This window comes from Micromonospora sp. DT81.3 (assembly GCF_049847225.1).
Lineage (GTDB): Bacteria > Actinomycetota > Actinomycetes > Actinomycetales > Microbacteriaceae > Microbacterium.
On record NZ_JBNCNY010000010.1, the window covers coordinates 92,043 to 109,801 of the forward strand.

The window sequence follows — 17,759 nt, forward strand, 5'->3', positions numbered from 1 at the left end:
GCGAGTCGAAGGGCCGCCTGGCCCCTGGACAGCGTCCGCCGCCCCTTCCAGAGGAGCACACATGTCCACGCAGAACATCGCCGCCCTTCGACCGGCTCAGGGACCGGAGTCGGCCGCTGCTGTGACCCGCACGCAGCACCGCCGCCGCTACCTGATGTGCCGCCCCGAGCACTTCACGGTCAGCTACACCATCAACCCCTGGATGGTGCCCGCGAACCCGACCGACACCGCCCTCGCGGTCCGGCAGTGGCAGGCGCTGTACGACACGTACATCGAGCTCGGCCACGAGGTCGAGCTGATCGACCCCGTCGACGGGCTGCCCGACATGGTCTACACCGCCAACGGCGGGTTCCTCATCGACGGCATCGCGTACGGCCCGAAGTTCCGCTTCCAGGAGCGCGCCGGCGAAGAAGGCCCTTTCATCGAGTGGTTCCGCGCGAACGGCTTCGACACGCGCGTGCCGGAAGAGGTCAACGAGGGCGAAGGCGACTTCCTGCTCGTCGGGAACACGATCCTCGCCGGCACCGGTTTCCGCTCCACCGGCGACAGCCACCGCGAGATCGGCGAGATCTTCGGCCGCGAGGTTCTCACGCTCACCCTGACCGACCCCCGCTTCTACCACCTCGACACCGCGATCGCCGTCCTCGACCCGGTCGAGGGCGTCGAGAACGGCGGCCCGGAGCGCGCCAACATCGCCTACCTGCCGGCGGCGTTCGACGCGGAGAGCCAGGCGCTCCTCGCCGAGCGCTACCCCGACGCGATCCACGTCTCGGACGAGGACGGCGCCGTGTTCGGACTCAACTCGGCGAGCGACGGCCGCAACGTGATCATCTCCCCCCGCGCCAAGGGCTTCGAGCGGCAGCTGCGCGAACGCGGCTACCACCCGGTGCTCGTCGACCTCTCCGAGCTGCTGCTCGGGGGCGGCGGGATCAAGTGCTGCACCCTCGAGCTGCGCGGCGCGTCATGACGTCCGTCGCAGACATCGACGCCGACACCGCCCGCATCATCGCGGCCGAAGAGGAGCACGTCGCGCACAACTATCACCCGCTCCCCGTCGTGATCGCCAGGGGCGAGGGCTCGTGGGTGACGGATGTCGAGGGCAAGCGCTACCTCGACCTGCTCTCCGCCTATTCGGCGCTCAACTTCGGGCACCTGCATCCGGCTCTCGTCGCCGCCGCCCAGGAGCAGCTCGGCCGCCTCACCCTGACCAGCCGGGCGTACCACAACGATCGCCTCGGCGCCTTCGCCGCGGCACTCGCCGAGCTCTGCGGCAAGGACCTCGTGCTGCCGATGAACACCGGCGCGGAGGCGGTGGAGACCGGCATAAAGGTCGCCCGCGCCTGGGGCTACCGGGTCAAGGGCATCACGCCCGACCGGGCGATGATCGTGGTGGCCGGGGGCAACTTCCACGGCCGCACGACGACCATCGTGGGCTTCAGCGACGATGCGTCCGCCCGCGACGACTTCGGTCCGTACGCACCGGGTTTCGTGACGGTGCCGTTCGGCGACGCCGCTGCTCTCGAGTCTGCGATCGACGAGAACACCGCCGCGGTGCTGCTCGAGCCGGTGCAGGGCGAGGCCGGGGTCATCGTCCCACCGGAGGGCTACCTGCGCGCCGTGCGCGAGATCACCGAGCGCAACAACGTGCTCTTCCTCGCGGATGAGATCCAGTCGGGCCTCGGCCGGGTCGGCGAGACGTTCGCGTGCGACCGCGAAGGCGTCGTGCCCGACCTGTACCTGCTCGGCAAGGCGCTCGGCGGCGGCATCCTTCCCCTCTCCGCGGTCGTGGGGAACACCGACGTGCTCGGGGTTCTCCGCCCGGGCGAGCACGGCTCGACGTTCGGCGGCAACCCGCTGGCCGCGGCCGTGGGCCTCCGCGTGGTCGAGATGCTGTCATCCGGCGAGTTCCAGCAGCGCGCCCGGGCGCTGGGTGAGCACCTCGAGCAGCGCCTGAACGGGCTTCTCGGCCACGGCGTCACCGGCGTGCGCATCGCGGGCCTGTGGGCCGGCGTCGACATCGACCCCGCGGCGGGAACCGGTCGCGAGGTCGCGGAGCGGCTGCTCGCACGCGGAGTGCTCGTGAAGGACACGCACGGTCAGACCATCCGCATGGCCCCGCCGCTCGTCATCCGCTCGACGGAATTGGACTGGGCCGTGGAGCAGCTGCGCCTGGTGCTGGAGGGCTAGTCGAAGACCGCCACCGTGCGCCAGTGCCAGCCGGTGGCGCCGTCGGGCACCACGCCCACCTCTTCCTCGGTCTGCAGCTCGCCGGCCTTGCTCGTGGCGCGGCACCGGAGAACGTGGTCGCCCTTCTTCGCGGTCCAGGGGATGCTCCACTGCACCCACGTGTCGTTCGAGATGGCGGTGGCGAGCGTCGCGGGGCGCCACTCACCCTCGTCGATCTGCACCTCGACGCCCTCGATGCCGACCTGCTGCTGCCAGGCGACGCCGGCGATCACAGTTTCGCCGGCCCTCAGGCCCTGACCGCCGGCCGGCACGTCGATGCGCGACTCCAGTTTGATCGGGCCGCGCTCCGACCACCCACGGTCGGTCCAGTACGCGCGCTGCTCGTCGAACCGCGTCACCTCGAGCTCGGTCACCCACTTCGTCGCCGACACGTAGCCGTAGAGCCCCGGCACCACCATCCGCACGGGAAAGCCGTGCTCGACAGGCAGCGGTTCGCCGTTCATGCCGACGGCGAGGATGGCGTTGCGGTCGTCGGTCAGCACCTCGAGAGGGCTGGATGCCGTGAACCCGTCGATCGAGCGCGAGAGCACCATGTCGGCATCGGCAGTCGGCTTCGCGCGGCTGAGCAGCTCGCGGATCGGGTAGCCGAGCCACAGCGCATTGCCGATCAGCCCACCGCCCACCTCATTCGACACGCAGGCGAGCGTCGTGACGCTCTCCTCGAGCGGCAGCGCGAGCAGCTCGTCCCACGTGAGCTCGACCTCATTCTCGACCATGCCGTGGATGCGCAGCCTCCAGGTGGCTGGGTCGACCTGCGGCACGACGAGCGCCGTGTCGATGCGATAGAACCGCTCGTTCGGTGTGATCACCGGCGCAAGCCCCAGAATGTCCAGCTCTGCGGCCGCCGGCACCGGCGGGGCGGCGACGGCCGGGGCCGGAAGGCGCAGCGCCTCGCGGATCACCGTGATGCCCCGGGTGCCGGCGTGCACGGCGGTGGCGCCGAGCGTCGCGAGCACACCGAGGGCTGTCGCGGACCCCGCCCAGACGAGCACGCGACGGCGCCCCGGGTCAGGGGCGCCGGCGGCGCTCGAAGGGCTGGTGTCGCCCGGGGCGCCGGTCTCGCCCGGCGCGCCGGTCTCGCCCGGGTCGCCGGTGGCGGCATCCGGAGTCTTCTGCCTCTGCCGCAGGATCAGCAGCAGCGCACCCGCTGACACCGCGCCGGCGAGCATCGACGGCAGCCATGCGAATCCGGCGGCCTGCGCGCGCGTCATCGCGGCGACCGCCCCGACCAGCCCGATGACGATGAAGACGATGCGGCCCCACGGCGGGCGGCGAAGATCCAGGATGCCGGCGCCGGCCGCCACGGCGAGCAGCACGATCGCGATTCCCACGAGCAGTGCGACCTTGTCGGCCGTGCCGAAGAGCGCGATCGCCGTGTCTTTCGCCCACGGCGGCGCCGCGTCGATCAGTGCGCCGCCGATCGCGGCGAACGGGCTGGATTCCGGGGCGATCAGGGCCGCGGAAAGCTCGCCCACGCCGGCGCCGAGCACCGCCGAGGCGACACCCGCGAACGCGGCCGCGAGTGTGGTCCGCGTCGTGCGGTTCAGCGCCACGCTCCGAGCCTAGGCCGCGCAGCGCGCCGCCGGGCCGGCGGGGGCGCGGAAGTCGGACGCTCGCCGCCGTCGCCGGGGCCGGTGTCCGCCGGAGGCTCGCCGCGAGTCGCCCGGTGGTACGGTGTGGCCATGTTCTCGGACAGGGGTGTGGGAGGCAACTGCGTGCGGGGCTCGTCGGGCGACGAATTCGACGGACATGGACGCGGTCGTTGAACTCGAGATAGCCCCGGGGCCTGAACCGGGCTCGTACGCGGTGCACGTCGTGCGTTCCCTCGCCGGCGGGGAGCCGTCGGCCACGATCGTCCTGGACGTCGATGGGATCCTGGCGGGTCTTCCGCAGCTCGAGTCGAGCATCCTCGCATCGGCAGTGTCCGCCCGTCGCGTGCTGACCAGCAGGGAGTCGGCGCTGCAGGCGATCGGCGTGCGGCTCTTCGAGACGGTGTTCGCCGGCCGGATCGCCGGGGTGTACCGGGCCAGTGTGGCGGTGGCGTCCGAGCGCGAGATGGTCACGCAGCTGACGCTGCGCCTCACGGCCCCCGAGCTGGCCGCCCTGCCGTGGGAGTCGCTCTACGATCCGGAGGTCGGAGGATATCTGAGCCGCAAGGGAGCCGTCATCCGCCGGGTCTCCTCGCCGTACGCTCCGGAGATCCCCTCCGTGCGTGCCCCCCTGCGCATCCTCGGCATCATCTCGTCGCCGCGCGGCCTCGCCGCGCTCGACGTGGAAGCCGAGCGAGAACGTCTCGAGGCGGCGCTGCACGATCATCTGCGGGAGGGGCGGGTCGAGCTCAGCTGGCTGGAGGATGTGACCTGGGGAGGACTGCACAACAAGCTGCTGCGGGAGCCGTGGCACGTTCTGCACTTCGTGGGACACGGAGGGTATGACCCTCAGTCCGATGAGGGCCTGATCGCCCTCGTCGGCCGAGAGGGACGCGCCGACTACGTGCCGGCGAGCAGCCTCGCCGACCTCATCGACGAGGCCGAACCCACGCCGCGGCTCGTCGTGCTCAACTCGTGCGAATCGGGAGCCACCGGAACCACCGATCTCTTCGCCGGCACCGCGGCCACACTCGTGAGAAGCGGAGTCCACTCCGTCGTGGCGATGCAGTTCGCGGTGAGCGACTACGCCGCGCTGGCCTTCGCCCGCGGCTTCTACGTCGCGCTGGCCAGCGGCCGCCGACTCGGGGATGCCGTGCGCAGCGGACGGATCGGCATCCTCGGAACCAACCGCGACACGCTCGAATGGGTCACCCCCGTGCTGTATCTGCGCGGAGACGACACGCGACTCCTCGACGCCGTGCCCCTGGTACGCGGTGTCGCCGAGGAGGGTGGTGCTGTGAGCGGTGCGGATGTCGGCGCCGCAACGGTTGACGGCGCGGCGGTGGGCGGCGCGGCGGTCGGCGGGGCAGCGGTCGTCGGCGGGGCAGCGGTGGGCGGCGCCCTCGGCGCGGTGCCGGCCGATGGATTCGGCCCCCCGACCGGACCGGCGACCGGCCCGGTGGCCCGCGAGGTGGCCGGTGATGCCTTCGGCCCGGTGCCCGGCGAGTCGCCCGGTGAGGCGCAGAGCGATGGGTTCGGCCCCGTGGTCGGCGAAGTGCCCGACGAAGGTTCCGGCCCGGTGCCCGACGTTCCGGATGCTCCGGTTGCTGCGAGTGCGCCGGCGGTTGCGGAAGTTCCGGTTGCTGCGGCTGCCCCTGCGGATCCGGATACTCCGGTTGCTCCGGTTGCGCCCCTCGCTCCGGATGCTCCGGCTGCGGCGGCTGCTCCTGCGGTTGCGGATGCGGATGCTCCGGTTGCTGCAGCTCCTCCTCCCGCAGCTGCGGCTCCTCCCGCTGCGCCGGATACTTCCCTTACAGCGGCTCCGCCTGTCGCTCCGGCTGCTGCCGGTCCCGAGACTCCGGCTGCCGCGGGTCCTCCCGTTCCTCCGGTCGATGAAGCGCCGCGCGAGACGCGTCCCCGGCGACGTGTGCCGGCACTGCCGATCATCCTGGGCGTCGCCGCCGTCCTCGTGCTCGCCGGGCTCACCTGGGCCGGAATCGCCCTGTGGGGTGCTCTCACCCCTGATCCCGCTTCCACCGCGGAGGCCGACGGACCGACCCCGTCGGCTGCGGCCTCCCCCTCCACCTACCCGGCGGTCCAGCTGGACGTTCCCGCGGCGGCCGCGTGGACGCCGTCCGGTGTGACGTGCGACATCGGCGACGAGCTCCGGATCACCGCCACGGGCACGATCCTGCACGAGGACAATCCGAATTCCACCGTGCCGCCTGACGGCCTGCTCGCGCCGGACGGATCGCCCGACCCCGTCTACCTGCCCTTCGGGATCGACGAGCTCCCGGGCGTGGCGACCGCCAGTCTCATCGGAAGCCTGGACGAGAACGAGCCCTTCTTCGTCGGCTCCGACGTCACCTACGTGTGCCCCCGAGCCGGGCAGCTGTACCTCGGGATCAACGACGTAGGTCTGCCCGGAAACAGCGGCGCCTGGCAGGCGACGGTTCAGAGGACCGTCGATCCGACCACCGACTGAGGAGCAGCATCATGCGACTTGTGACATACACGACCGAGGACGGCTCAGAGGTGACGGTGCAGGTCACCGAGGAGGACGGGATGCCCGGGGGTGTCGTGACCCGCGGGCTGCCTTCGCGCGAGGTGGTGACCCGGGCCGAGCAGGGGCTGGATGACGCGCTGTCCAAGGTGCAACCGGCCGTGCGGTCGATGGTGCGGCAGCTGCGGTCCTACGCGGATGAGCCGGACGAGTTCCACGTCGAATTCGGCATCCAGCTGAGCACGGGGGTCGGCGCCTTCATCTCGGCCAGCGCGACAGCCAACTTCCGGGTTCTGATGGTCTGGAACAGGCGAGACTGAGGCGGCTCGGCCGAGGAGGGTCCCCGCCCGACGCCGAAACACAGCGGCAACACACCCCGGACTAGGCTCTCCACATGGGTGACTTGTTCGACGGCTACGGGTCGACACTCGCGCCACGCAAGACCACGGGGGGCATCCCCGCGTTCGACGAGATGTTCGGCGGCCCGGAGCATCCCGGTGCTCCGGCCGAATCCCGATCGGCCTACCGGGAGCTCTACCAGGCGCTCGCCCAGATGACGCAGGAAGAGCTGCGCGGGCGCACGGAGTCGCTTGCGAGCTCGTATCTGGCGCAGGGCGTCACCTTCGATTTCGCCGGCGAGGAGCGTCCGTTCCCGCTGGATGCCGTTCCGCGGGTCATCGCGTACGAGGAGTGGTCGCGCATCGAGGCGGGCGTCAAGCAGCGCGTTCGCGCGCTGGAGGCGTTCCTCGACGATGCGTACGGGCGCCAGTACTGCGTGCGCGACGGGGTGCTGCCCGCGCACCTGATCGCGTCGTCGCAGTACTTCTACCGTCAGGCGGCCGGCATCCACAGTTCCAACGGCGTGCGCATCCAGGTGTCGGGCATCGACCTGATCCGCGATGAACACGGCGAGATGCGGGTGCTCGAAGACAACGTGCGCGTGCCGAGCGGGGTGAGCTACGTCATATCGAACCGCCGGGTGATGGCGCAGACGCTGCCCGAATTGTTCGTCTCGATGCGCGTGCGCCCGGTCGGCGACTACCCGAACAAGCTGCTCGCGGCGCTTCGCGCCTCCGCGCCGCCAGGAGTCGAGGAGCCCAACGTCGTCGTGCTGACGCCCGGCGTCTACAACTCCGCCTACTTCGAGCACACGCTGCTCGCCCGCCTGATGGGCGTCGAACTGGTCGAGGGCCGCGACCTGCTCTGCGCGGGTGGCAAGGTCTTCATGCGCACGACCCGCGGACCCAAGCGCGTCGATGTCATCTACCGCCGGGTCGACGACGACTTCCTCGACCCGCTGCAGTTCCGCGCCGACTCGATGCTCGGCGCCCCCGGGCTCATGCTCGCCGCGCGCCTGGGCAACGTGACGATCGCGAACGCCGTCGGCAACGGCGTCGCCGACGACAAGCTGCTCTACACCTACGTGCCCGAGCTCATCCGGTACTACCTCTCCGAAGAGCCGATCCTCAAGAACGTCGACACCTGGCGCCTCGAGGATCCGGGCGCGCTCGAAGAGGTGCTCGACCGCCTGGACGAGCTGGTGGTCAAGCCCGTCGACGGCTCCGGCGGCAAGGGTCTCGTCGTGGGGCCGGATGCCTCTCCCGCCGAGCTCGAGAAGCTCCGCACCCGCCTTCTGGCCGATCCACGGGGCTGGATCGCGCAGCCTGTCGTCATGCTGTCGACGATCCCGACGCTCGTCGAAGACGGGATGCGACCCCGCCACGCCGACCTTCGTCCCTTCGCGGTCAACAACGGCGACGACATCTGGGTGCTGCCCGGCGGCCTGACCCGGGTCGCGCTGCCAGAGGGGCAGCTCGTCGTGAACTCGAGCCAGGGCGGCGGATCGAAGGACACCTGGATCGTGGGCGGGTCAGCTCCTGGGCACGTCGAGTACGGCCAGGGCAACGGCCTTCCGGGTCTGGTCGCCGACCAGGCATCGACCATCACCGCCGCCATCCCGATCATCTACGACGGCCAGCCGGCCGTCTCGCATTCGCCCCAGGACCGTCCTCGCACCCGCATCGAGCAGCAGGAGCAGCAGCAGCAGCAGGCTCAACGCCCGGTCGCCGAGCATGTCGAGGCGTCGACCCTTCGACAGGCTCAGGGACCAAACGTGGACGGTGCAGCATGCTGAGCCGCATCGCCGACCCTTCGACTCGCTCCGCTCGCTCAGGGACCAATCCTGGACGGTGCAGCATGCTGAGCCGCATCGCCGACCCTTCGACTCGCTTCGCTCGCTCAGGGACCAACCCTGGACGGTGCAGCATGCTGAGCCGCATCGCCGACCCTTCGACTCGCTCCGCTCGCTCAGAGACCAGGAAGGACGGCTCATGCTGAGCCGCATCGCCGAAAGCCTGTTCTGGATCGGCCGCTACATCGAACGCAGCGACGGGACCGCCCGCATCCTCGACGTGCACCTGCAGCTGCTGCTCGAGGATCCATGGATCGACGAGGACACCGCCTGCCGTTCGCTGCTCCTGGTCATGGGCTCGACGAAGGCCGACGCGGGGACGATCGTGCGCCGCGAGGACGTGCTCTCGAGACTGGCGGTCGATCGGATGAACCCGGCCAGCATCTCCTACTCGCTCACCGCCTCGCGGGAGAACGCCCGCCGGGCGCGGGAGATCGTCTCCTCCGAGCTCTGGGAGTGCCTCAACACGACGAATGCGGGCATGCCCCGGCGCCTGCAGACCGAGAAGGTGCACGAGTTCTTCAAGTGGGTGCGCGAGCGCGCGGCGCTGGCGGTGGGCATCGTCGACTCCTCCACGAGCCGAGACGAAGCCTGGCAGTTCTTCACGCTCGGGCGGAGCATCGAACGGGCCGACATGACGGCGCGGATGCTCGCCACGCGGTCGCTGACCCAGGCGTCCGGCCCTTCGTGGACCACCATCCTCCGGTCGTGCGGGGCGTACGAGGCATACCTGCGCACCTACCGCGGGATGCCGAGCGCCCGCAACGCGGCTGAGTTCCTGCTGCTCGACCGCCTCTTCCCCCGCTCGATCATCTACTCCATCTCGCGCGCGGAGGACTGCATGAGTGCCATCGACCCCGGGCAGGACCGCGTGGGTCACTCGAACCAGGTGCTGCGCGCCCTCGGCCGCATCCGCAACGACCTCGAGTACCGCCCGATCAGCGAGATCCTGAGCGAGCTGCCACACCACATGGACCAGGTGCAGAAGGTCACCCGCGAGGCATCCGAGGCCATCCGCGCCCGCTTCTTCCCGACGCAGGCCGAACCGAACTGGATCGGAGAGATCTCTTGAAACGGCTCCGCATCGAGCACGCCACGGGATTCCGCTACCTCGGCGACGTCTCGGCGTCGTACAACGAGGCGCGGATGCTCCCTGGTACGACCGACAGCCAATTCGTGCTGAGCTCGTCCCTCGACATCCACCCCTCGACATCCGTCAACGCGTACGTCGACTACTTCGGCACGCGCGTCAGCGCCTTCGATGTGCTCTCCCCGCACACCGAGCTGAACATCACCGCCCGGAGCCTGGTCGAGGTGCGGCCGCGGCCGATCGAGCACGCCGACATCTCGTGGGATCGGCTCGCGACCGAGTCCGCTCGTGTCATCGACACCGTCGAGCAGCTCGTGCAGACCCACCGCACGCGTCCGCATTCGGAGGTCGTCGAGCTCGCGCAGACCATCGCGGCGCGGCACGAGCACCCCAGCCGCGCGGCGCACGACATCGCGACGACGATCGGGGATGCCGTCGAGTACATGCATGGGATCACCGGCGTGCACTCCACGGCGATGGAGGCGTGGGAGGCGCGCAAGGGCGTCTGTCAGGACATCGCGCACATCACGCTCGGCGCCCTGCGCTCGGTCAACATCCCGGCGCGGTATGTCTCGGGCTACCTGCACCCGCGTCCGAATGCGGGAGTCGGCGAGGCCGTGACGGGCGAGTCGCACGCGTGGGTCGAATGGTTCTCGGGTGACTGGTGGGGCTTTGATCCCACCAACAACATCGAGATCGGGGACCGTCACGTGCTCGTCGGACGTGGCCGCGACTACAACGACGTGCCGCCGCTGCGGGGCGTCTACGCCGGTCCCTTCAAGAGCCAGCTCTTCGTCAAGGTGACGATCACGCGCGAGGCGTAGCCGCGACTCGATCGGGAAGCGCGGTCAGCCCGCGAGCAGGACGGTCAGTCGAGGACCTGCGTCCTGATCACGGTCGCTTGGAACGCTCCGCCGTTGTTGGCCGTGCCTGCATCGTTTATCCCCAGAGCGAGCGTCCCGTTCTCGGGGCAGACATACGTCGCCCTCGACCCGATGAAGAACGGCGACTGCTGGCCGAGGCGGCCGATCAGACCGGCGTGCGGCGCGTCCGGCAGCTCTGCGATGTTGTACTGGTGATAGCTGGGATCGGCCAGCCCGTCAGGTGAAGCCGTGGCGTCGGCCGGCGGTGCGTGATTGATCGTCCCCTCAGCGGTGATGGCCAACTCGTCGCCGGCGGCGCAGGACACGCCCGTGTCGGTCCAGGCCACGGTGCCGGGCACCGCCAGCGACACCGCCGGGAGCACCGTCGCGGTCGGTTCGGGAGTGGGGGGCGATGGGGCGTCTGTCTCCTCTGCGACCACCTGGGGAAGGTTCAGGAGCGCGAACGCTGCCCAGACGCCGCCTGCCAGGGCGAGGACCAGGACGGCGACGATGGCGACGATGATCGCCACGCGGCGGCGCGACCCGGGTGGCGTGGAGGGTGGGGTCGGCGCGGCGGGCACGGGCGGCGGAGGCGGCGGAGGTGGCGGTGCGTCGGACGCGGGCGCCTTCGGGGGTGGGGAGGCGTCTGCGCGTGGTGCCGGGACCGGGACGGCGGTGGCTTCCGGTCGGGCGTCGGCTTGTGCTTCGTGTGCCGGCTCGGCGGGCGCGCCCGGGGCGGGTTCGGATCCCGCTGCCGGCGCGGCAAGCTCCGGTTCGGGCGCCGGCTCGGCGGCAGGCTCCGGCGTGGGTTCGGGTGGCGGTACCGCGGGCGTTTCCGGCGCCGCCTCGGGTGCCGGTCGTGGTTCTTGGCCTGATTCAGCCGGTGCCGCCGCAGCCGGCGCAGCCGGCGCAGCCGATCCTGCGAGAGCGGCCGAGGCGAGGCCGGCCGAGGCGAGCCCGACCGGACGGCCGGGTGGCGGCTCCTCGGGCGAGACGAAGAGAGACGTCTCGGCATCCGGCTCGGCATCCGTCCCGGCCCATGACGGTCCGAAATTCAGCGGATCGGACGCCGGCCCCCGCGTCGCCACGCCGACGACCGGGCCTTCCGGCGGTATGGGAGCGGGAGGCGCATGACCGGTATCGGCTCCCGGAACACGCGGCGGCGCCTTATCGAGCACACGCGCGCCGTCCCCGCGCAGATAGAGGACGGGAGTGATCCACTCGAGGGTGTCGCGCGCGATGCCCAGGATGCCGATCCGGCCGCTGCGCACCGCCTCGTCGATGCGGCGTCCGCTCGCGAGTGCGACGTAGAAGCTGCGAGAGAAGGCGAGCGCGGCCTCGTCGCTGATCGCGAACTGCATGGCCACGACCGCGTGGATGCCGCTGCGCACGAGGGAGGCCGCCGTGCCGGCGAAGAGGTCCGATGTCCCGGTCGCACCCGACTGGCAGGAATTCAGTACGACGAGGCGGGGCTGCGGGTCGGCCTCGTTCAACAGGTCGGCCAGACTGCTCGCGGTCACGAACTCCGCGCGGCCGTCCCGGCCCACCAGGGCGACGAGCCCCTCGTCGGTCTGCTCGTCAAAGCCACCGTGGCCGATGAAGTGCAGCACGTGCCAGGGCTGCGTCAACAGCATGTTCTGGACCCCGCTCCATGTCACATCCTCCAGCCACACGAGCTCGACGCTGCCCTTCTCGATGTGGTCGTGGAGTGCGAGCTCGAGGCGCTCCCGCTCGGCTTCGACGTCGAGCACCTGCAGCCCGCGCGGCGACGAGACGAGCCCGAGGATCCGCAGGGGCGGCTGAACCGGCGGTGCCTCGGCGCTGAACGGCGAGGACACGCGGCGGACGAGCGGCTCCTTGCGGCTGACGTAGCGCCCCGCCTCGGAGTCGTACATCGCCTCCCAGGGGAGCGCCGCGAGGCCGGGTGAGACGAGGCGCAGGGCCACGCGCGGCACGAGGTTGCGCTCGGACGCGACGGCGGCGCTGGAGCGGTATGCGGCGCCGATACGACCGGAGAAGACCGCCTCGAACAGCCGCACGCCGATCTCCTGGATGGCGGACTCGCTGTTCGTCATCACCCGCCGGGCGCGCACCGAGGACGCCAGAACACTGGACTCGATCCGGGGAAGGTCACCGAGGATCTCGTCGATGTCGAGAGTGATCGTCGCGGAAGGGTCCCCACCGGCGAGAGACCGCACGACGCGCACGTCGAACGAGCCGTCGGCTGTTCCGGCCCGTATCTCCAGCTCGATGACCGCATCCATAGAACCCTCGTGACGATGATGACACCGAGAAGAGGCGGCCGAAAGCGCCCCTGATACGCGGCGGCCTGGGCGAGTGGCCCGCACTCGCCCGCGGAGACGAGCATCGGTTCGCGTCAGCCGCTGCCCGGCCGTCGGTTGTCACCCCGCGCCAAGCGAACGGATGGGAGCCAGGAGATTGCGGCCGTACGAGACAGAGGCGATTCCGACAGATATCCCTCGCAGGTGAAGTGCCTCGCCCACCGCCTTGTGCCTATTGCAGGTGGGCTGCCGGTGGTACGGTGACGCCGTGAGCGGGTCGAAGGATTTCGATCCGGTGGGTCCGGATGCTGGTGGGGTGCCGTCGTCGGCGCTGTCGGGCGCGTCTTCGGTGCCGTTTAGTTGTGCCAAAGCCCATGTGTGAGGTGCCGCCTCGCTCATTCCGCGCCGCGATCAGGCCGGAGCGCGTCATACTCGCCGTCCTCGCGATCGCGGCTATCGTCGCAGGATTCGTCCTCGGAGCCCTTCGCGATTTCAACATCACGGGACTGGTCGTCCTCGGCCTCGGAACGGCGGCGCTGTTCGCCGCAGTGCTCTTCCCCGCCATTCGCGACATCGAATTCGGCTTTCCCTCCGGTATCCGGGTGAGCACGGCGCTGCGCGACCGGGAGCAGGAGCTCTTCCACGCGTTCACCTCGCAGAGGGGCGACTTCACTCTGTACGCCCAGCTCCTCTGTGCAGACCCCGCGGTTGCCGCAGCGCTCCTCGAAGCCGCGTGGGCGAAGACGGCGGCGGAATGGCGGGGGCCCGTCACCCCGCATATTCGCGCCTATGTCATGTGCGTGTTCGTGCATCTGGTGGAATCGCACGAGAGATGGACAGAAGGTCCTTCGCCGGATCCCCCGGCCCCTATGCCGCCATCCGGATCGCTCTCATCGCTCACGCTCGCGCAGCGTACCGTCGTCGTGCTGCGCGAGTTCGCCGAGCTGCCACTGGCGCAGGTGGCCAGCATCACCGAGCGCCCGCTCGAAGATATCGCGGCCGATCTGCGCTCGGCTCAGGCGATCATCGGCGGAAGAAGCATTGAGGGCGGCGGGCGATGAACGAGGTGGATCGGCGGGCGCTGATTGACTATGCCCGGGAGCGAGCGGACGAGTTTCCCGTGAACCTCGAGCGGTCGGTGTCCTTCGGCGCTCGGAAGTACGCGGCGCGTCTTCGCCGCATATACGCTGCGGTCATGGCGGTGATGGTCGTCGTCGTCGCGGGGCTCGTGCTGGCTCACCCCGCCGCCAGCGGGGTCGTGTCGCCCGGTGTCACGTCGATCGTCCTCGACCCCGATGAGCAGACGCTCATCCCCGGGGATTCCCTCACTCTCGACGCGACCGTTCACCGCTCCGACGGATCCACCCAGCCGGGGACGGACCTCATATGGCGATCGTCCAGCCCGACCGTCGCGACGGTGACCAACGGACAGGTGGTCGCGGTCGCTCCAGGCGCCGCCACCATCACTGCCGAGCGGTCCGGAGTCCTGGGAATCGCCACCCTGATCGTGGTTCCGGTACCCGACTCCGAACTGGTCGAGATCGCGGTCGACCCGCCCGCGTCGGAGCTCCTGGCCGGGGACGATGTATCTCTGTCCGTCACGGGGACGTACGCGGACGGAGAAACGGCCGACCTCACTTCGCTTGTGACTTGGGCGTCGGATGACGACGCTGTGGCCACGGTCGACCAGGACGGTCACGTTCACGCGGTTGCGGCCGGGGCGGCGCTGATCAGCGCCAGCGAGGGCAACGTTGAGGGCACCGCCACGGTGACGGTGAGGGTGGATCCGGTGGACCCGGTGGACCCGGTGGATCCGGTGGACCCGGTGGACCCGGTGGATCCGGTGGATCCGGTGGATCCGGTGGATCCGGAGGAACCGGCGGAGCTGGCCGGCGTTCGCATTGAGCCGAACTCGGTTGAGATGCGGGTTGGCGAGAAGCGACAGTTGACCCTGATCGGCGAATACAGCGACGGCACCTCCGGTTCGCTCGAGGGCGAGGTCGCATGGAAGCCCAGCACTAAGAGGGTGCAGGTCGATGATGCTGGCGTCGTCACCGTCCTCTCCGGACCCGGCACCATCACCACGATCACGGCGACCGTAGGCGGATTCACCAGCCCACCGGCAACGGTGCATGTACTTCCGCCGCGCCTCGTAAGGATCACCGTCCGCCCGAACGGGGAAACGATCTGCCAGAACGGAGAAATTCAGCTCACCGCTGTCGGCACCTACGAAGACAACTCCGAGGGACCGATCGAGGCCCTGAAGTGGAACTCCCTCAGCCCCGGCATCGCCACCGTCGACCAAGGGGGGTTGGTGGGTGCGGTGACCTACGGAACAGCTCGGATCGTCGCCAGCAAGGACGGGATCGAAGGTCCGGCAACGGTGACCGTCGAGTACTGCGTGGAGTAAGGGGCCCCGTTCGTACGCCAACCGTCGGGCAAGATTCGATCGGCGACTGCAGACGACGTTGGGTGCACACGGTCTCGGGACCATCGCCTACGCGGGCTCCCTCTGTCGAGTGCCATGTGCCCGGTGCTACGGTGTCGCCGTGAGCGGATCGGTCGATGGCTTCGGACCAGTGAATCCGGTGGCGAGCGGTGAACCGCCGTTCGCGGTGGCGGGTCCGTCGGCGGTGACGCTGGATGGCTCGCGTGCGGGTGCGGGCTCGTTCACGGTGTCGAATGTGACGGGGCGGCCGGTGCGGGCGCGGATGCTGGTGTTGCCTGGCGCGGGGGCGGATGCGTCGTGGTTCAAAATCGCCGGGGAGTCGGAGCGCGCGATGCCGGTGGCAGGGGCGGCGACGGTGGACGTGTCCGTCGAGGTGGAAAAGAAGGCCACGGCGGGCTCGTTTTCTTTCATCCTGGGTGCGGCGCTGGAGGAGGCGCCGGATCAGGTTGTCTCCTCTCCGACGGTCGTGTTCGAGGTGCCTGAGCCCAAGAAGCCGAGGTTCCCGTGGTGGATCGCCATCGTCGCGGTGGTGGCGCTGCTACTGCTGGCTGGCGGCGCTGTCCTGATCTGGAACCTGACACGCACTCCTCCTCCTCCCAGTCCCGCGCCGGCCTTGCCGGCGGCGGCGTGGCTCAGCGATGGCCGAGCTGTGGCCATCGTGACGCAGGGCGGTGCCACGTGCGCGCCAACCGTCGGTGAAATCACCGAGGCAGCTGACACGCTCGAAATCGAGCTGTTGGATCAGGACGACGAGAGTTGCTCCGCCGACGGGGCGCTGCGAGCATCTCTGGCGATTCCGGCGGAGCAGCTGAACATGACGGAGGATCACCGGATAGTTCTCAGGGGTGACTACGAAGGGCTCGTCACACTACCGGGCGACCCGGATGGTGAATCTCCTTCCGACGGCTCATCCGGTCTCGCACGGAGCGCAGGGTGGTTCTCGTCAGACGACTTCGTCCTGCTCACGTTCGGAAGTTCGAGTTGCCCGCTGGTGATTGAATCCGCAGAGGTAACGGCTGAGGACGAAGTCACGGTGAGCCTGCCTTCGCCAGTTGTGGGAAAGGCCTGCACTCGCGACAGAGTAGGGCGGGTCACCGTCATTGAGACCGATGGATCCGGGCTGGGAGATGGACCCGTCTCGGCCGTCATCCCTCGCGGGGGGTCCGACGACGTTCGGGTTCCCATCCGGGGGCTGCGCTGAGCTGACGGGCCGGCGCGCGCCGTTCTCATGCGTTGACGCGCCCCGGCGAGCAGGCGCCCTCCGGACAACGGATCAGCCCCAGCTGAGCCTCGTCGGCAAGCGAAGCGGGGGTGATGGCGGAGAACTGGTCTCAGCCCGCCGCCTGCGGTACGGTGTGCCCATGTCGTCGGGTGGCGATTTCGGTCCGGTGGGTCCGGTGGCCGCTGAGGGTCCGCCGTTCGCAGTGGCAGGTCCGGCTTCGGTGGCGTTAGATGCGGCGCGCTCGGGTGTGGGGTCGTTCACGCTGTCGAATTTGACGGGCCGTCCGGTGCGGGCGCGGGTGCTGGTGTTGCCGGGTGCGGGGGCGGACCTGTCGTGGTTCCACGTGGTGGGGGATTCCGAACGAGCCCTGCCGGTGGCAGGGACAGCGACGGTGGATGTGTCCGTGAAGGCGCCGGAGAAGGCACCGGCGGGACCGTTCTCTTTCGCGGTGGGAGCGGCGTTGGAGGAGGCGCCGGATCAGGTGGTCTCGGGTCCGACGGTGGCGTTCCAGCTGCCGGAGCCGAAAAAGCGGAAGTTCCCGTGGTGGATCTTGATCGTCGCGGTCGGGGGGCTGCTGCTTCTGGTCGGCGGCGGTATCCTCATCTGGAACCTCACTCGACCGCCACGAACGGATGACGGCCCGGTCGTCTTCGACAGCGGGTTCGTCGTCATCGCGGCGCCGGAGATCGTTGTCGATCTCGACACGGGGGAGCAATGGCAACGGTCTGACCCGTCTCGTCCGAAGGCCTCGCCGGACGTCCTCTTCTCTCAAGGAGCCGGCTCTGGCGAGCTTCTGCTGAGAGGGCTCCAGGAGGCACGGCTCGCTGAGGTGGAAGAGCCGACATTCGAAGCGTGCGAGGCGGCCACCGGCTACACCGACGACGAAGCCCAGACCATCGACGTCCTGCCCGAGCAAGACGACCTCTTCGTCTGTGTTCGATCCACCGGCGAAGGGCGGCCGGTCGTCATGACGATCGCGGCGGGATCCGGGGGTTATGTCGTCGACTTCGTAACCTGGGAGGCGGGCGAATGACTCGTCTCCCGTCGACCGCGTTCGGGCCAGCCGCATGACATGCGAGCGCGCCACGAGGTCGGGTCGGGGATGAACTCTCGATTCGCCGTCGTGTCGGCTACGCGGCCGGTGGTACGTTGACGCCGTGAGCGGGTCTGGTTCAGAGGGGTTCGGGCCGTCGGGTCCTGGTGCGGCAGAGGCTGCGCCGTTCGTCGTCAGCGGCCCGTCACAACTGGCGCTCGATGCGGCGCGGACGGGGACGGTGTCGTTCACGGTGTCGAATGTGACGGGACGACCGGTGCGGGCGCGGG

At 69.7% G+C, this 17,759-nt stretch carries 14 protein-coding genes; 11 read left to right on the forward strand and 3 right to left on the reverse strand.

Annotated elements, in window-relative coordinates; translation table 11 throughout:
* Nucleotides 1-61 precede the first annotated feature (61 nt).
* The gene (ddaH, locus tag ACPW96_RS19075; RefSeq protein ID WP_425884970.1) at nt 62-967 is read left to right on the forward strand and encodes a dimethylargininase; all 906 of its coding nucleotides are present in this window, start codon (nt 62-64) and stop codon (nt 965-967) included.
* Nucleotides 964-2,187 (forward strand): ornithine--oxo-acid transaminase, encoded by a 1,224-nt coding sequence (gene rocD, locus ACPW96_RS19080; RefSeq protein ID WP_425884972.1) that lies wholly within the window; start codon nt 964-966, stop codon nt 2,185-2,187. Before ddaH ends, rocD begins: the two co-directional genes overlap by 4 nt.
* Here rocD and ACPW96_RS19085 read toward each other — a convergent pair.
* Nucleotides 2,184-3,800 carry a molybdopterin-dependent oxidoreductase gene (locus ACPW96_RS19085; protein WP_425884974.1) on the reverse strand — a complete coding sequence of 539 codons (1,617 nt, stop codon included), beginning with the start codon at nt 3,798-3,800 and terminating at the stop codon, nt 2,184-2,186. The genes rocD and ACPW96_RS19085 overlap by 4 nt on opposite strands.
* 196 nt (nt 3,801-3,996) lie before the next feature.
* Between ACPW96_RS19085 and ACPW96_RS19090 the strand changes: the two genes are divergently transcribed.
* From ACPW96_RS19090 to ACPW96_RS19110, 5 genes are all read left to right on the forward strand, one after another.
* Nucleotides 3,997-6,321: a CHAT domain-containing protein gene (locus tag ACPW96_RS19090; protein WP_425884975.1), complete on the forward strand. Its 2,325-nt coding sequence runs from the start codon at nt 3,997-3,999 to the stop codon at nt 6,319-6,321.
* 11 nt (nt 6,322-6,332) lie between these two features.
* Nucleotides 6,333-6,659, forward strand: coding sequence for a CU044_2847 family protein (locus tag ACPW96_RS19095; protein ID WP_425821086.1), 327 nt, complete (start codon nt 6,333-6,335; stop codon nt 6,657-6,659).
* 74 nt (nt 6,660-6,733) lie between these two features.
* Complete coding sequence (locus ACPW96_RS19100) at nt 6,734-8,473, forward strand: circularly permuted type 2 ATP-grasp protein (RefSeq protein WP_425821085.1); 1,740 nt, start codon at nt 6,734-6,736, stop codon at nt 8,471-8,473.
* Nucleotides 8,474-8,669: 196 nt separating this feature from the next.
* A complete protein-coding gene (locus ACPW96_RS19105; protein ID WP_425821084.1) occupies nt 8,670-9,602 on the forward strand; it encodes an alpha-E domain-containing protein in 933 nt (310 codons plus the stop codon).
* Entirely contained in the window at nt 9,599-10,444 is an 846-nt protein-coding gene (locus ACPW96_RS19110; RefSeq protein WP_425884977.1) for a transglutaminase family protein, read from the forward strand. The genes ACPW96_RS19105 and ACPW96_RS19110 overlap by 4 nt, the downstream gene beginning before the upstream one ends.
* Before the next feature lie 44 nt (nt 10,445-10,488).
* On the opposite strand, the gene ACPW96_RS19115 is transcribed toward ACPW96_RS19110, so the two are convergent.
* Nucleotides 10,489-12,747: a CHAT domain-containing protein gene (locus ACPW96_RS19115; RefSeq protein ID WP_425884978.1), complete on the reverse strand. Its 2,259-nt coding sequence runs from the start codon at nt 12,745-12,747 to the stop codon at nt 10,489-10,491.
* Nucleotides 12,748-13,148: 401 nt separating this feature from the next.
* On the opposite strand from ACPW96_RS19115, the gene ACPW96_RS19120 reads away from it, so the two are divergent.
* Entirely contained in the window at nt 13,149-13,826 is a 678-nt protein-coding gene (locus tag ACPW96_RS19120) for a hypothetical protein (protein ID WP_425884980.1), read from the forward strand.
* Nucleotides 13,823-15,175 carry an Ig-like domain-containing protein gene (locus ACPW96_RS19125; protein ID WP_425884981.1) on the forward strand — a complete coding sequence of 451 codons (1,353 nt, stop codon included), beginning with the start codon at nt 13,823-13,825 and terminating at the stop codon, nt 15,173-15,175. Before ACPW96_RS19120 ends, ACPW96_RS19125 begins: the two co-directional genes overlap by 4 nt.
* Nucleotides 15,176-15,301: 126 nt before the next feature.
* On the opposite strand, the gene ACPW96_RS19130 is transcribed toward ACPW96_RS19125, so the two are convergent.
* Entirely contained in the window at nt 15,302-15,604 is a 303-nt protein-coding gene (locus tag ACPW96_RS19130) for a hypothetical protein (protein ID WP_425884983.1), read from the reverse strand.
* Between ACPW96_RS19130 and ACPW96_RS19135 the strand changes: the two genes are divergently transcribed.
* Nucleotides 15,570-16,415: a hypothetical protein gene (locus ACPW96_RS19135; RefSeq protein ID WP_425884985.1), complete on the forward strand. Its 846-nt coding sequence runs from the start codon at nt 15,570-15,572 to the stop codon at nt 16,413-16,415. The two genes, ACPW96_RS19130 and ACPW96_RS19135, sit on opposite strands and share 35 nt — an antisense overlap.
* Nucleotides 16,416-16,707: 292 nt before the next feature.
* Complete coding sequence (locus ACPW96_RS19140) at nt 16,708-17,469, forward strand: hypothetical protein (protein ID WP_425884987.1); 762 nt, start codon at nt 16,708-16,710, stop codon at nt 17,467-17,469.
* Nucleotides 17,470-17,759 lie beyond the last annotated feature (290 nt).

Bases quoted from the DNA above. Each gene is read 5' to 3' on its own strand.
- ddaH (WP_425884970.1), top strand. From the start codon at position 62: ATGTCCACGCAGAACATCGCCGCCCTTCGACCGGCTCAGGGACCGGAG.
- rocD (WP_425884972.1), top strand. From the start codon at position 964: ATGACGTCCGTCGCAGACATCGACGCCGACACCGCCCGCATCATCGCG.
- ACPW96_RS19090 (WP_425884975.1), top strand. From the start codon at position 3,997: ATGGACGCGGTCGTTGAACTCGAGATAGCCCCGGGGCCTGAACCGGGC.
- ACPW96_RS19095 (WP_425821086.1), top strand. From the start codon at position 6,333: ATGCGACTTGTGACATACACGACCGAGGACGGCTCAGAGGTGACGGTG.
- ACPW96_RS19100 (WP_425821085.1), top strand. From the start codon at position 6,734: ATGGGTGACTTGTTCGACGGCTACGGGTCGACACTCGCGCCACGCAAG.
- ACPW96_RS19105 (WP_425821084.1), top strand. From the start codon at position 8,670: ATGCTGAGCCGCATCGCCGAAAGCCTGTTCTGGATCGGCCGCTACATC.
- ACPW96_RS19115 (WP_425884978.1), bottom strand. From the start codon at position 12,747: ATGGATGCGGTCATCGAGCTGGAGATACGGGCCGGAACAGCCGACGGC.
- ACPW96_RS19125 (WP_425884981.1), top strand. From the start codon at position 13,823: ATGAACGAGGTGGATCGGCGGGCGCTGATTGACTATGCCCGGGAGCGA.